12 protein-coding genes, 1 pseudogene and 1 riboswitch are annotated in these 12,955 nt (G+C 62.0%); of the genes and pseudogenes, 6 read left to right on the top strand and 7 right to left on the bottom strand.

All coding sequences use genetic code 11. From position 1 onward, the window contains the following. Positions 1-6: 6 nt before the first annotated feature. The 3 genes from ACUXUR_RS16395 to ACUXUR_RS16385 all read right to left on the bottom strand — a co-directional run bounded on the left by ACUXUR_RS16395 (position 7) and on the right by ACUXUR_RS16385 (position 3,947). On the bottom strand, positions 7-714 hold the full coding sequence (locus ACUXUR_RS16395) for an IS6 family transposase (RefSeq protein ID WP_445503414.1): 708 nt from the start codon (positions 712-714) through the stop codon (positions 7-9). 35 nt (positions 715-749) lie between these two features. Then, positions 750-1,799, bottom strand: a complete 1,050-nt coding sequence (dinB, locus tag ACUXUR_RS16390) for a DNA polymerase IV (protein ID WP_445503413.1) — start codon at positions 1,797-1,799, stop codon at positions 750-752. A 69-nt stretch (positions 1,800-1,868) separates the two neighbouring features. Continuing rightward, the gene (locus ACUXUR_RS16385; protein ID WP_445503412.1) at positions 1,869-3,947 is read right to left on the bottom strand and encodes an ATP-dependent helicase; all 2,079 of its coding nucleotides are present in this window, start codon (positions 3,945-3,947) and stop codon (positions 1,869-1,871) included. 172 nt (positions 3,948-4,119) lie between these two features. Here ACUXUR_RS16385 and recA point away from each other — a divergent pair, with 172 nt between their 5' ends. After that, entirely contained in the window at positions 4,120-5,160 is a 1,041-nt protein-coding gene (gene recA, locus ACUXUR_RS16380) for a recombinase RecA (protein WP_445503411.1), read from the top strand. 117 nt (positions 5,161-5,277) lie between these two features. Here recA and ACUXUR_RS16375 read toward each other — a convergent pair whose 3' ends face one another. Together ACUXUR_RS16375 and ACUXUR_RS16370 are read right to left on the bottom strand one after the other, a co-directional pair. Continuing rightward, positions 5,278-5,550 carry a DUF2312 domain-containing protein gene (locus tag ACUXUR_RS16375; protein WP_445503410.1) on the bottom strand — a complete coding sequence of 91 codons (273 nt, stop codon included), beginning with the start codon at positions 5,548-5,550 and terminating at the stop codon, positions 5,278-5,280. A 210-nt stretch (positions 5,551-5,760) separates the two neighbouring features. Then, positions 5,761-6,765, bottom strand: coding sequence for a 3'-5' exonuclease (locus ACUXUR_RS16370; RefSeq protein WP_445503409.1), 1,005 nt, complete (start codon positions 6,763-6,765; stop codon positions 5,761-5,763). A 178-nt stretch (positions 6,766-6,943) separates the two neighbouring features. On the opposite strand from ACUXUR_RS16370, the gene ACUXUR_RS16365 reads away from it, so the two are divergent. After that, positions 6,944-7,690 carry a hypothetical protein gene (locus ACUXUR_RS16365; RefSeq protein WP_445503408.1) on the top strand — a complete coding sequence of 249 codons (747 nt, stop codon included), beginning with the start codon at positions 6,944-6,946 and terminating at the stop codon, positions 7,688-7,690. 63 nt (positions 7,691-7,753) lie between these two features. Here the strand turns inward: ACUXUR_RS16365 and ACUXUR_RS16360 are convergent, their stop codons facing one another. Continuing rightward, a complete protein-coding gene (locus ACUXUR_RS16360; protein WP_445503407.1) occupies positions 7,754-8,452 on the bottom strand; it encodes an IS6 family transposase in 699 nt (232 codons plus the stop codon). A 136-nt stretch (positions 8,453-8,588) separates the two neighbouring features. Continuing rightward, positions 8,589-9,242 carry a TetR/AcrR family transcriptional regulator gene (locus ACUXUR_RS16355; RefSeq protein WP_445503406.1) on the bottom strand — a complete coding sequence of 218 codons (654 nt, stop codon included), beginning with the start codon at positions 9,240-9,242 and terminating at the stop codon, positions 8,589-8,591. 152 nt (positions 9,243-9,394) lie between these two features. Here ACUXUR_RS16355 and ACUXUR_RS16350 point away from each other — a divergent pair, with 152 nt between their 5' ends. The 4 genes and pseudogenes from ACUXUR_RS16350 (at position 9,395) to ACUXUR_RS16335 (ending at position 12,666) form a co-directional block, all read left to right on the top strand. Next, entirely contained in the window at positions 9,395-10,267 is an 873-nt protein-coding gene (locus ACUXUR_RS16350; protein ID WP_445503405.1) for an SDR family NAD(P)-dependent oxidoreductase, read from the top strand. A gap of 702 nt (positions 10,268-10,969) precedes the next feature. Next, positions 10,970-11,152: pseudogene (locus ACUXUR_RS16345) on the top strand (hypothetical protein); the annotation flags it as partial. A 140-nt stretch (positions 11,153-11,292) separates the two neighbouring features. Then, positions 11,293-11,399, top strand: a riboswitch (SAM-I-IV-variant riboswitch). A gap of 668 nt (positions 11,400-12,067) precedes the next feature. After that, positions 12,068-12,313 carry a hypothetical protein gene (locus tag ACUXUR_RS16340; protein WP_445503404.1) on the top strand — a complete coding sequence of 82 codons (246 nt, stop codon included), beginning with the start codon at positions 12,068-12,070 and terminating at the stop codon, positions 12,311-12,313. A 92-nt stretch (positions 12,314-12,405) separates the two neighbouring features. Next, positions 12,406-12,666 carry a hypothetical protein gene (locus tag ACUXUR_RS16335; RefSeq protein ID WP_445503403.1) on the top strand — a complete coding sequence of 87 codons (261 nt, stop codon included), beginning with the start codon at positions 12,406-12,408 and terminating at the stop codon, positions 12,664-12,666. The last annotated feature ends 289 nt before the right edge of the window (positions 12,667-12,955 follow it).

Genomic DNA, 12,955 nt, shown 5'->3' with positions numbered 1-12,955 from the left:
GTCAGATCAGGTACTCGCGATGCCGGTTACCTCAGCCCAGACCCGGAAGGCTTGAGCTCGGGATGTGCGATGAGCGGCAGCGGTAATGTGTGCAGGACGGCGGAAGAGATTTGCAACCTGGTCGTGGACTGAGAGGAATCGCTGCGCCTGCCCGACTGATTTGAAGCGCTTCATGATGCGTTCGCGTCGGCGGGTCGGCTGATGAGAGTTCTCCGCCCTGTTGTTCAAGCCTTTGTGCTGCCGATGCTCCACACCTGGCATGACCACTCTCTTCGCGGCGGCATAGCTGGCCAGTTTGTCGGTGATCATCACGCGCGGTGCTGTGCCTTGCTTCTTGAGCAGCTTGCGCAGCAGACGCTTGGCCGCTTTGGCGTCCCGGCGGCTCTGAACCAGGATGTCGAGCACGATCCCATGCTGGTCGACGGCGCGCCAGAGCCAGTGCTTCCGGCCCGCAATGCTGATCGCGACCTCGTCCAGGTGCCATTTATCTCCGGCTGCCGGAAGACGGCAGCGGATCTTGTTGGCAAAGTCCTGACCGAACTTCAGCGCCCACTGCCGCACGGTCTCATAGCTCACCCCGATACCTCGGGCGGCCAGCATCTCCTCGACCATGCGCAGGCTAAGCGGGAAGCGGAAGTACAGCCAGACGGCGTAGCTGATCACTTCGGCCGGAAAGCGGTGGCGGGCATAGCGAGGATGACGGGTCGATTCCATGCCGCACAGATAGCTCGATCCAGGTCACTCTTCGGTTAAGTTGACGATGCCAGCTCGACGCTTGCACGTTCCAATGCTGCCTTACTGTCCACCGGCGATGCAAAGGACCGGCTACGGGTGACTTGCTGGAAACCGGCATACTTGACCTTCAATGTGACCGCGCGGCCCCGAATGTTCGAGCCCTCGCAGAAGCGCCAGACCTTGTCGATGATCGGCTCGAGGCTCTGTTTCATCTCTTCAAAGGTAGTCAGATCGCGGGAGAAGGTGTTTTCCGCTCCAACCGACTTGCGAGTTCTGTCCGGTTGCACGGGACGGTGATCCACGCCGCGGGCAATCCAGTAGTAGTAGGATCCGGCCTTGCCAAAATGCTGCTGCAGGAATTCGAGGGACTGGGACCGCAGGTCCAGGCCCGTGTAGATGCCGAGGCTGTGCATCTTTGTGGTGGTGGCCGGCCCGATGCCGTGAAACCTGCCCACCTCCAGCGCTTCGACGAAGACGGGGCCCAACCGGGGCGTGATGACGAAGAGGCCATCGGGCTTGCGATGATCCGAGGCGAGCTTCGCCAGGAATTTGTTGTACGACACGCCGGCCGATGCCGTCAGAGCCGTCTGCTCGCGGATCTTCTCCCGGATCTCCTCCGCGATCTGCGTGGCCGACGTGATGCCTTTGAGGTTCTCGGTGACGTCGAGATAAGCCTCGTCGAGTGAGAGCGGCTCGATGAGCGGGGTGTATTCGGCGAAGATCGTGCGGATCTGCAGCGAGATCTCCCGATACACCTCAAAGCGCGGTGGCACGAAGATGAGCTCCGGGCATTTGCGTCGCGCCATCGTAGAGGCCATGGCGGAGCGGACGCCGAATTGGCGGGCCTCATAGCTGGCAGCCGCCACGACGCCGCGCTCGCCTGCTCCACCCACCGCCACAGGCTTGCCGCGGAGATCCGGGTTGTCCCGCTGCTCGACGGACGCGAAGAACGCGTCCATATCGATATGGATGATCTTGCGCTGGCGTTCAGCCGGAGCGGGGTTCTTTCCGATTCCCTCAGAGGCGTGTTGCTGACTGACATTGGAGGCGGACCTTTGGGTCATCGCTTATGACCTCCACTAATCTCGTCGCAGCCACTGATGGCCATGTGATAGTCCACCTCGGCAGGCCGGCTATCGCCACATGCCCCGCATCTTCGCGCCGACATCGACCCGAACGCCTTTTGTTGCGGCAGATGTGGCCGTGGACTCCGAAACAGCCACGGGCCATGACACCCGCTCGAACAGCTTCAGGAGCGCGCTGGGAATGAAGCGGGTGCGGGCGGCATAGACATGACGATCGCCCGTGGCGGATTGCTGGTGCGTGAAGAACCGCTGCGGCCCGATGAGATGCAGGTGGTCCTTGGCGCGGGTCATGGCCACGTACAGCAGCCGGCGCTCCTCCTCGACCTCCGCCGTGGTGCCGGTGCCGAGATCGGACGGAATGCAGCCATCAACCACGTTCAGGACGAACACCGACTTCCACTCCTGTCCCTTGGCGGAATGGATGGTCGACAGGATCAGATAGTCCTCATCACGCAGAGGCACACCGGCCTGGTCGCTCGTAGCGTCCGGCGGATCGAGCGTGAGCTCGGTGAGGAAACGCTCGCGGGAGAGGTAGCCCGCCGCGATCTGCTCCAACTGGATCAGGTCCGCTTTGCGTGTCACGGCGTCCTCATGCATGCGCTCGAGGTGCGGCTCGTACCAGGTCCGCGCTAGCTCAAGTTCCGCCGGCCACCCCGCTGTCCCGGCGCGAAGCTGTGTGATCGTGTCGACGAACGCGTGCCACTCGTCGCCGGCGCGGGGCGGGGCAGGGGCTTCCAGCAGCGCCCCGACAGGATTGGCGGCATCATGCATGCAGTCGAGCACCTTCTGGGCCGAGGTCGGGCCGACGCCCGGCAGAAGCTGCATCAGCCGGAATCCTGCAATCCGATCGCGTGGATTCTGGACGAACCGCAGCAGGGCTAGCAGGTCCTTGACATGTGCGGCATCGAGGAACTTGAGGCCGCCGAACTTGACGAACGGGATGTTGCGGCGGGTCAGCTCCACCTCCAGCGGCCCGGAATGATGCGAGGTCCGAAACAGCACGGCCTGTTGCTTGAGGCTCATGCCGCTCTCGCGGTTCGCCAGCACCCGCTCGACCACGTAGCGGGCCTGCTCGGCCTCGTCCCGCACGGCCACGAGTTGCGGCCGCTCGGCGGAAGTGCGGTCAGTCCAGAGGTTCTTCGTGAAGCGCTCGGAGGCCAGCTCGATCACCGCATTGGCCGCGGCCAGGATCGGCTGGGATGAGCGGTAGTTGCGGTCCAGCGTGACGATCTCGGCCGGCGGGCTGAATTGGCTGGGGAAGTCCAGGATGTTGCGGATTGTGGCCGCGCGAAACGAATAGATCGACTGGGCATCGTCCCCGACCACCGTCAGGCCGTGACCGCCCGGCTTGAGGGCGAGCAGGATCGAGGACTGGAGCCGGTTGGTGTCCTGGTACTCGTCGACGAGGACATGATCGAAGCGGCCTCCGAGTTCGGCCGCGATTGCGGGCTCGGCCACCATCTGGGCCCAGTAGAGCAGGAGGTCGTCGTAATCGAGCACGTTCTGGCGCTGCTTGGCTTCGACATAGGCGGCGAACAGCTGCCGCAGTTCGGCGGCCCAGCCGGCACACCACGGGTACGAGGTTCGCAGCACCTCCTCGATCGTCATCTCGGCATTCACGCAGCGCGAATAGATTGCGAGACAGGTTGCCTTCGCGGGAAAGCGGCTCTGCGTCGTCGAGAAGCCGAGTTCGTGCCGGACGAGGTTCATCAGGTCGGCCGAGTCCTCGCGGTCATGAATCGAGAAGGCGGGATCCAGCCCGATCTCGGGTGCATAGTCCCGCAGGAGCCTGGCGCCGATGCCGTGGAATGTGCCGGCCCAGGTGAGGGCGTCGGTCATCACCCCGGCGCTCTGGCCCAGAACCTGGCTGGCGATCCGCTCGACCCGGCGTGTCATCTCGGCCGCGGCCCGGCGGGAGAAGGTCAGCAGGAGGATGCGGCGCGGATCGGCGCCGTTGACGATCAGATGGGCCACACGATGGGCGAGGGTGTTGGTCTTGCCCGAGCCTGCGCCGGCAATGACCAGCAGCGGCGCAGCCGAATTTGAGCCGTTGGCCAGGATGCCGTGCTCCACCGCCTGACGCTGCCGGGGATTGAGTTGGTCAAGGTAGGCGGGGTGCGCGGGCACAGTCGAATCATTCCTTTTGGATCCACTATAGACCCTGATTCCTGTTTTGTTCGCAACGGTCCAGCTTATCGTCGCAGGGTGACGACGCGACAATATGTTCTTTATTTGTTCTAGATTGCTAGCACGAACGCCAGTAGGGTGCGGCTCACTTCTATCGAGCACAGGATTTGCGATGACCACGGATAAGGCCAAGGCGATCGAGACCGCCGTCAGCCAGATTGAACGCGCCTTTGGCAAAGGCGCCATCATGCGCCTCGGCGGCGATCAGGTCATCGAAGTCGAGACGGTCTCCACCGGATCGCTGGGCCTGGACATTGCCCTCGGCGTGGGCGGTCTGCCGCGCGGCCGGATCATCGAGGTCTACGGACCGGAATCGTCCGGCAAGACGACGCTCGCGCTGCACACCATCGCCGAGGCTCAGAAGAAGGGCGGCGTCTGCGGCTTTATTGATGCCGAGCACGCCCTGGATCCTGTTTATGCCCGCAAGCTCGGTGTGAACCTGGACGATCTTCTCGTCTCGCAGCCGGACAACGGTGAGCAGGCACTCGAGATCGCCGATACGCTCGTCCGCTCGGGCTCCGTGGATGTCCTGGTCATCGACTCGGTGGCCGCCCTGACCCCGAAAGCCGAGATCGAGGGCGAGATGGGCGAGAGCCGCCCCGGTCTTCAGGCCCGCCTGATGAGCCAGGCGCTGAGGAAACTCACCGGCTCGATCAGCCGCGCCAACACGACGGTGATTTTCATCAACCAGATCCGCATGAAGATCGGCGTCACCTATGGCAGCCCGGAGGTGACGACAGGCGGCAACGCGCTGAAGTTCTACGCTTCGGTCCGTCTCGACATCCGCCGGACTTCGACCCTGAAGGACCGCGATGAGCCGATCGGCAATCAGGTGCGAGTGAAGGTGGTCAAGAACAAGGTCGCTCCTCCGTTCAAGCAGGTCGAGTTCGACATCATGTTCGGCGAGGGCATCTCCAAGGTGGGCGAGCTGATCGACCTCGGAGTGAAGGCCAACGTGGTCGAGAAGTCCGGGGCTTGGTTCTCCTACGACAGCCAGCGCCTCGGCCAGGGGCGCGAGAACGCCAAGACGTTCCTGAAGGACAATCCCGAGATTGCGGCCGAAATCGAGAGCCGGATCCGCCAGAATGCCGGTCTCCTCATCGCAGACCTGCAGGGCAACGATGACGCGAGTGCATCGGAGGATGCCGCCTAAGGATCTCTTGTAGAACCGTAAGCACCCTGCGCGTCAACTGCTCTGCATTCCATGAGAAAGTAAGAAGGCCGCCGATGAGTCGGCGGCCTTCTCGTTATCTGAAATTCCAGAGTGCGCTTAGGCCGCTTCAGCGGCAGGAGCGGGGTCTGCTTCGTCCATCGCCCGCATATAGACGTCGAGCAGGGTCTCGTGCTCGTCGCGCTCGTCCTGATCCTGCTTGCGGAGCTTGATGATCTCCTTGAGGATCTTTACGTCGAAGCCCTCGCCCTTGGCCTCGGAGAGGATTTCCTTCTTGGCCTCGTTCAGCTCCTTGATCTCGTTCTCGATCTGCTCGATGCGCTCCACGAACGAGCGGATCCGATTGCCCGGAATTCCAACGATGTCACTCATGGCTTCTCCTTTTGCCGTACCGAGCCGGCACTATCCGGCAGGGGAGTAAGCGCCCCGTTAATCCGAGCATCTCTCGCACAGATAGTCGCAACTCCAACGACGAACTTTCCTGACGCAACACCACATTCGATGATTGGCTATCAAGTGGACGAGCCGTTCAGGAGGGCACGAGCGACCACCACGAACACTTTCGTGACGGATCGAAGAAAACTATGAAGCAGCCCGGAAACGCTCGAAGGGCGTGATCCTTTGCGTAAATGGCTCCACGTTCCTGCGATAGATTTCTTGCCGCAGAAACGTCAGCTCTGCCTCATACGACTCCTCGCCAATCTCGATGAACCAGGATTTGGGGCGGCCGTCCGTGCCGTCGTTCCAGCGGTAGCCCCGCTTCTTGAGGGCATCCTTCATGTCGAAGGGAGAGCCTTCCGCCCAGATCCGCAGCAGCGCCTTCCGGGCTGAGGCCAGCAGATGGGACATGGCACAACCCGCGTCATCAGGGAGGGGAGTTGCAAGTACCTCCAGAAGGGCATGACAGTCCTCGACGGCCCGATGCCCCTGATGAAACCAGCCGCACTGCGACAGCAGGTATCCGAGCTTCGAGCCCTCGAAGCCGAAGTCGGACCAGGACACTTCCGCATGCGAGCAGGCCCAGGCCTTCAGCGAAAAGCCATGGGTCAGGCGCTCACAGAAGGGACGGTCAAAGCGGGCGTTATGGGCAATCACCAGATGGGCCGGCTGGATGAATGCTTCGACGGCATCCAAATCGATCGTTTGTCCCGCCACCATGTCGGGCGTGATCCCGGTCAGGCGCGTGATCTCGGGCGTGATCGGGATCGAAGGCTCCCGCAGGGCATTGAAGGTGCCGACAACATCGCCGATGCGACCGTCTTCATCATACGAGAACGCCACCATGCCGATCTCGATGACCTCGTCCCGGGCGTGGTCGAGACCTGTGGTTTCGGTGTCCACGATGACGGCCAACTTTTCGCCCGGAACTGCGTTGCGGGATGTGGCCACGGAACGGGGCAGAAGGCGACGCAGGATGCGGTATTGCCCACTTGCCTCCAAGGCCTCGACCGCAGCCTCGAAGTTGGCAGTATCCAGCCGGAACGGACGCTTCTGCCCCGGCTTCACCTCGATATCAGAGGTAACGGGCTTCCGGATCGGCGCCGCCGTCTCGTCCAATCCAAAAAACAGATCCGCCTGTCCCTGCATTCAGTCCCCCGCAGCAACGCTGCCGCCGTTCATGAAGGTCAGAACCGTAGGAGCAAACTGGTCGCCATAAGGTTAAGGGCTGTTCAACGTCTCTTCGGCATAGCTTGCTCGCGCGCCCCGAGACTGCGAACGGTGGCTGCGCAACTGACGATGAAACCAACGGGACAACGAGTCTGAAATGTCGGATTGGCGAGACGAGAAAAATCAGACGGCGCGGGCCCGACTGGAGAAGCGCTTGTCCGAACGCTTCCCTGCATGCGTTCTGTCCCACGCACTCAGACAGCCGCTGATCCCGCCCACGCAACGTCGCGCCATGGAGTCGTATTGGCGTCACCGGCCGCTTCTGGCGGATCGATTGGCGCGCGCACTCGCAGCCAAGAGTGGGCAGCCTGCAGATTGGCAGTGGCGTCTCGGGTCCGGCAAGGAAGAAGGATTGCCGATGTCGTTCCGCACGCCGCCATCACCCTACCGCGAGCCTGCATACTCGCGTGGACCAGGGCATTGCTGCGTCTGCGGGCAGCCTGTCTATCGCTTAGGATGGCATCGTAATCTCAGGGGCGACGGCAAGTTCAACAAGAATGCCACCTGGCATGCCGCTTGTGTCGTGGCCTGGCAGCTCTGGACCGCACCGACCTATCATCTGAGGATGCTCAAGCTGCGCCAGAACCGGAAATGCGCGACGACCGGACGTCGCCTGCTGAGAACCGCCGAGGTGGACCACCGCGTTCCGCTCTTCGCTGTTTGGTCTCAGCATCGCTCGAAACCTTGGCCGGAGCTGCTGACGTTCTGGGGCGCACGCAACCTCCAGGTCATCAACAGGGCGGCTCATGTCGCGAAGTGTGCGAAGGAGTCAGCGCAGCGATCAAAACGACGGAGAACCACGCTCTCGTCCAATGAGAGCATGATAGAAAATTCCACGTCATAGAAATCGCTCGGCTTCGTTGCAGTAACTTGGAAAGGGCATAACGAACCTATCCGCGAGCTTTCTTCAGGCGGCGAGACCAAAGAGTTGATTGACGAGACGGACTTCTCCTGTCGCGCCTTGCTGCTGCAGGATGCAGTGCCCACGCCGGATCATTCGCATCACCTCGAAGCCTTTGATCGTCGCATCGGCTGTCTTCACCCTCTGAAAACCACGCGTTGGGCGGATCACGCGCTTGAGCGCACCGTGGTCCGCCTCGATGATGTTGTTCAGATATTTTGACGTCCGGTGCTCGACGCTGAGCGCCAAGTGGCCCTCTCGTTGCAGGCGCCGAATTGCCTCCGGGTAAGACGCCAACCTGTCGGTCGTGATTGATGACGGAGGATAGTCGCTCATCGTCTTCAGAGCTTTGCGTAGGAAGCGATAAGCGGCTCTGGTATTCCGCCGGTCCGATAACATGAAGTCGATGAGTTGACCGTGCTTGTCGACAGCCCGAAACAGATACTTCCAACACCCGCCGACCCGCACATAGGTCTCGTCGACCCGCCAGGATCCGGACCGCTTTCCCTGATATCGGCGCACCCTCTTCTCGATCTCTGGGGCATAGCGCTGGACCCAGCGAAAGATGGTGGATGGGTCGACCTCGACACCACGCTCGGACATCATTTCAGCCAGATCACGATAGCTGATGCCGTACTTGCAGTACCAGCGCACGCACAGAAGGATGATCTCAACCGGGAAGCGGCGGCGCTTGAACAGAGACAACAGGACGGCTCCTCACATAGCCGCCTTCCTCTAAACTGCCAAGGTTAATGCAACAGTCCCGTTTACGCAACGGGCTATCATCATGCCTCGCCGCTCACGCCAAGGTTCGGAGGACAGCGGTCTCCATCTCGCGACCTCATGCGCCGGGTTTCACGTCAATTGTCACGGCATCATTCAATGCCTTCGGCAGGTACAAGGCCAGGATCTTCGGCAGCACCTCGTCCACGGCCGCTCCGGCTCCGCCCTTTGCGGCCCCGAACTTCCCGTCCAGGGCGAGATGAGCAAAGCCATGAACGAGCGCCCATGCCCCCTGGGCGGCAAGCGCAACCGACTCCGGCGAGGTCTTGGGTCCCAAGTTGTCCCGCATGACACGCTCTAGTTCGGCATAGGCGGCTCCACCGGCGGCCCGCAGTTTCGGATTGTCGGCCTCCAGCCGATCCTTGCGGAACATGAGATTGAACCTGCCCGGATGGGCCAATGCGAAGCGCACATAGCCCATGCCCTGGCCGCGCAGCCGCTGATACGGGTCGGCGCCGCCCTGCTTCTCCCCTTCCTGAAGGAAGCGGGTCAGCTCCTCGAACCCCCGAATGGCGACTTCCGTGAGGAGCCCGGCGACGCTGCCAAAATGATGCGCGGGCGCCGCAGGGGATACGCTGGCCCGCCGCGCAGCTTCGCGGAGGCTGAAGGCTTCCACGCCGGCCTCCAGCAGGATCTCATCGGCGGCGGCCACGAGGGCGTCCCGAAGGTCGCCGTGGTGATACCGGCCTTTTTCGCTGGACTTGCGGGCCATGCCCCCTCCACACGGATTAATCTTGACACTGTAAAGATCATCTGGAATCTTAATACTGTCTAGTTTGATCTAAAATCGGGTAGGGGCAAATGGAATCGGATCGTCTGAAAGGATGGAGTCGCAGGCGAGCGCTGGTTGGCGCTGGAGCAGGGATGGCGATTGGCGCGGCGGCCGGGCTCGCAGGCGGGGTTGCGCTCGCGACGAGCGGTGCGCAGCCGGCGCCGGTCGTCCTGGATGGCCGGCGCCGGTTCGAGAACAAGGTCGTGGTGATCACCGGCGCGACCTCCGGGATCGGCCGCGCGGCTGCGGAGGCCTTCGCGCGAGAAGGCGGGAAGGTGGCTTTCTGCGGCCGCCGCCAGGAGCTGGGACAGGAGGTCGAGCGCGCCATCAGGGCTGCGGGAGGCGAGGCGACCTACATCCCGGCGGATGTGCGCCGCGAGGCCGACGTGCAGCGTTTCATCAAAGAGACTGTTGCGCGCTACGGCGGTCTTCACGTCGCCTTCAACAATGCCGGGATCACCCTTCAGAAGCCACTGCACGAGTACAGCGTGGATGAGTTCGACGACATCCTCAACACCAATCTCCGGGGCGTGTTTCTCGCCATCAAGTACCAGGTGCCTCATATGATGGCGCAGGGCGGCGGGCAGATCGTTGTGACCTCGTCGGCGACGGCGGTCGCACTGCGCGAAGACCAATCTGCCTATGGGGCGAGCAAGTCGGCGCTCGTGGGGCTCGTGCGCGGCGCCGCTCTCGACTACGTGAAGCACGGGATCAGGGTGAACGCGCTGCTGCCGGGCACCACCGACACCGCTCTCGTGCGCCGCGCAGGCGGCATGGCCGATGCGCCCGATGCCGTGTGGGCCGTCGGCGCGGCGCAATGGGCCAAGAACAACATCCCGACCGTCGGCCGGATGGCCCAGCCGCACGAGATGGCCGCGGTCGCTCTCGACCTTGCCTCTGACGCGCATCCCTACTTGACCGGCGCAACCATCCTCGTTGACGGCGCAATGACGCTTCGCGCATAGGATTGCGATGTCCGGAACACCGAGACTAAGTGAAAGGGACTTTGAAGCTGCGGCATTCCGAAAGGACCACCAGGCGGTTTTTGCTACCGAATGCCGCGAAAGCAGCAATACCCATCTGTTGCCAGCTTTTCCAGTTTTGGCTGAAGTCAGAGTGCGACCCGCGGTGTGCCCGTGCGCTTCGCGCTTCGTAGAATTCCGTCATCCATTTGCGATGCAGGGGCTATGCCTGCTGCACTTTCGCAAAATCTGCCCAATGATCAGGTTTCACCCGCTCGGCCTGAGCCAAGGTCCGACCGGCGCACGGAGCCCATCGATTTGCAAGGACTTCCGCCACTCCTTGCGCGTTGGCGTGAGCCGGCTCTAGCAGTCGCTCGAATGTCATTGCCGAGAGCATGATGCAGCTTCCCCGGTCAAGCTGCGGGACTTCGGCATGCCCCAGCAAGAAGAGCTCAAGCGAGGGGCAATCGGCTCCATACTGCGGACTTTGATCGACGCGCCTTCGAGAGAGCCTCGGCCAGCCGGACGTTAACGACCTTGCACTTGGTGCCTTCCACCTGGGACGGCCGCTGAAAGACGACATCCTTGAAGCGGACGCCGCCGATACGAAGGCCACGCCGCGCCGCGGATAGAACAGCCCGATCTGGTCCGAACCGGCTGTGATCCTCTGACTAATAATCTGGAGCATCGTCGCGTTTAGATGACAGTCTCTACTTCCGCGAGCCGCACGGGATCCTGTTCGAGATTGCCACCGACGAGCCGATGGACAAGCTCGGCGTGAAGCTCTCGCTGCTGCCGATCCTGGAAGGTTGGCGCCAGCCGATCGAGGCCGGCTCGAGGCCGTTGGCGTCACGCAATGCCAATCAATTTACCACACGCCCGAAGTGAGCTTCAGGAGCCGGGCATCTGATCAGGCGTTACGGCCGCCTTCAGTGCGAGCTGACTTCGAAAGAGCCGGGCATGCGCAGAACGAAGGCTGCCTTGCGCATGCCCGGGCTTGTAAACAGCGCAGGTGCAAGCTACACCAGTGGTGACATCAAGAGTTGGACTGACGTCCAACGCCAACCTGCTGACCGAGCAAGGTGGCGCTTCCGCCAGGAAGGATGTGGCCGAACCGGCAACCAAACGGGATCTAAGCCACTGCGTCAGTCTGCTCACAGGTTTGGGGTAGAGGGATGCAAAGGCGCAATACAGGTGATCTGCCGTTGATCACGGGGCCTCGCGATACGGTCCGTTACGTGGGCTCCTGTCACTGGAAAAGACGCTTCGGCCGATCCGAATGGTCGCGCGTGTATGTCGTCACTCATCAAGGGCCACAACATGGGAGAGACGCACCAGATGTGGCCTGGACTCACATTTACCGGATCGCCGACGACACACGGACAGGACGGTCGGTCGTTTACGTAGAGGCTGTGTTGGCAGGGGATTGCACGGTCCGCGGCCTCGCCAGGGCTCAGCAGCTCATCGGGATCTTTGGTGAACCTTCCTGTCCGGCGCAAAGCCCACTAAGCTCCTCCGACGTTGGGGAAGCCGCTTAAGGGATAAGCGTATGTCTAGTGCATCGATCTTTTGCGTGGTGCATCGTTCGGGGCGGAAAACCGGATCCACTTTTCGCTGACGCGGATCTCCGGTTCTGCACGATGCGCTAGGCTCGGCATTGTTCGGCCGATTAGTCGCTTGGGTCGGCAGGCCCGCAGGGTGGTTGGGATAAGCGGGGATTGGGAGCGGTGCTCGGCGCGTTTGCCGTCTACCATGCGAGTTCCCGGTCTATTGGATTGTTGTGAACGAACTGAGGAGATGACGATGGAGTTCATCCTGCGGCTTCAGTGCGACGACATTCTCGGAGCCAGAATCGAGCGGGAGACACCGACGGGTTTGGTCACGATAGCGACTGCCGTGCCGCAGGACGGGAGCTTGGAGGTGCATCTCCTCGATCCGCCTGCAAGCGCGGGTTTGGAGTTTCTCGATGGGCTTCGAGCGCAGGATTGCAGCGATCTGAGACGGCAGCTGACACGGCCGAACGTCATGGTCGTCATGCCTGATGTTTGATGTGTCGGCGCTTGTGGGAGTGCTGATCGAATGCGCGTTCGGCCAGGAGCGACCCGAGAGCGCTTGCCGAGCTTGAATTGGTTGGAGGCATCATGACACCCGACGAATTATGGTTCGCTGACAACCCATCGCGGCGCTATCGGCTTCGGGAGGCGACCCGGCCCGAAGCGGATGCTGCGCGTGCCGAAATGGGGCACAAGGAACGGAGTGCTGCGCTGCATTTCTGGCGAATTGTCGGGCGAGACGGAACGGGCATCACGTTCGGGTCGACGGCCTGGAGTGGTCCCTCTGTTCCGGCCGATACGGATGAGGCCCTTGAGGAACATCTGAGGGCTTGGAGGTTGAACGAATAGCGGGAGGGGCATGATCTCCCTCGCGGCCGATCGAGATTGAGATGAAATCCGCCCCTTCGCCGGTATTTGGACGCCCTTTACCTTCGCTGTTCCGATGGGCGAAGTCGGGCAGGGCTCGCGCATCGGAACTGCGTCGCAAATTCCGTATGTCTTGCCGTTTTTAGCAGGGCCTTTGCACTCATCGGAGGGAAATCCGCTCCCAAGCCGCCACTCCCACGAGCACCGCCGCCGCAGCGGCGGCCAATGCTTCAGGCCAACTCTGAATTAACATCACACCCGGATCACCTAC

The organism is Microvirga medicaginis, from assembly GCF_052658925.1.
The sequence above is the reverse complement of the archived record's forward strand: the minus strand, read 5'-3'. Positions and strand labels throughout refer to the sequence as shown.

Bases quoted from the DNA above. Each gene is read 5' to 3' on its own strand.
- ACUXUR_RS16350 (WP_445503405.1), top strand. From the start codon at position 9,395: ATGGCGATTGGCGCGGCGGCCGGGCTCGCAGGCGGGGTTGCGCTCGCG.
- ACUXUR_RS16375 (WP_445503410.1), bottom strand. From the start codon at position 5,550: ATGAGTGACATCGTTGGAATTCCGGGCAATCGGATCCGCTCGTTCGTG.
- recA (WP_445503411.1), top strand. From the start codon at position 4,120: ATGACCACGGATAAGGCCAAGGCGATCGAGACCGCCGTCAGCCAGATT.
- ACUXUR_RS16355 (WP_445503406.1), bottom strand. From the start codon at position 9,242: ATGGCCCGCAAGTCCAGCGAAAAAGGCCGGTATCACCACGGCGACCTT.
- dinB (WP_445503413.1), bottom strand. From the start codon at position 1,799: ATGACCCAAAGGTCCGCCTCCAATGTCAGTCAGCAACACGCCTCTGAG.
- ACUXUR_RS16395 (WP_445503414.1), bottom strand. From the start codon at position 714: ATGGAATCGACCCGTCATCCTCGCTATGCCCGCCACCGCTTTCCGGCC.
- ACUXUR_RS16335 (WP_445503403.1), top strand. From the start codon at position 12,406: ATGACACCCGACGAATTATGGTTCGCTGACAACCCATCGCGGCGCTAT.
- ACUXUR_RS16370 (WP_445503409.1), bottom strand. From the start codon at position 6,765: ATGCAGGGACAGGCGGATCTGTTTTTTGGATTGGACGAGACGGCGGCG.
- ACUXUR_RS16340 (WP_445503404.1), top strand. From the start codon at position 12,068: ATGGAGTTCATCCTGCGGCTTCAGTGCGACGACATTCTCGGAGCCAGA.
- ACUXUR_RS16365 (WP_445503408.1), top strand. From the start codon at position 6,944: ATGTCGGATTGGCGAGACGAGAAAAATCAGACGGCGCGGGCCCGACTG.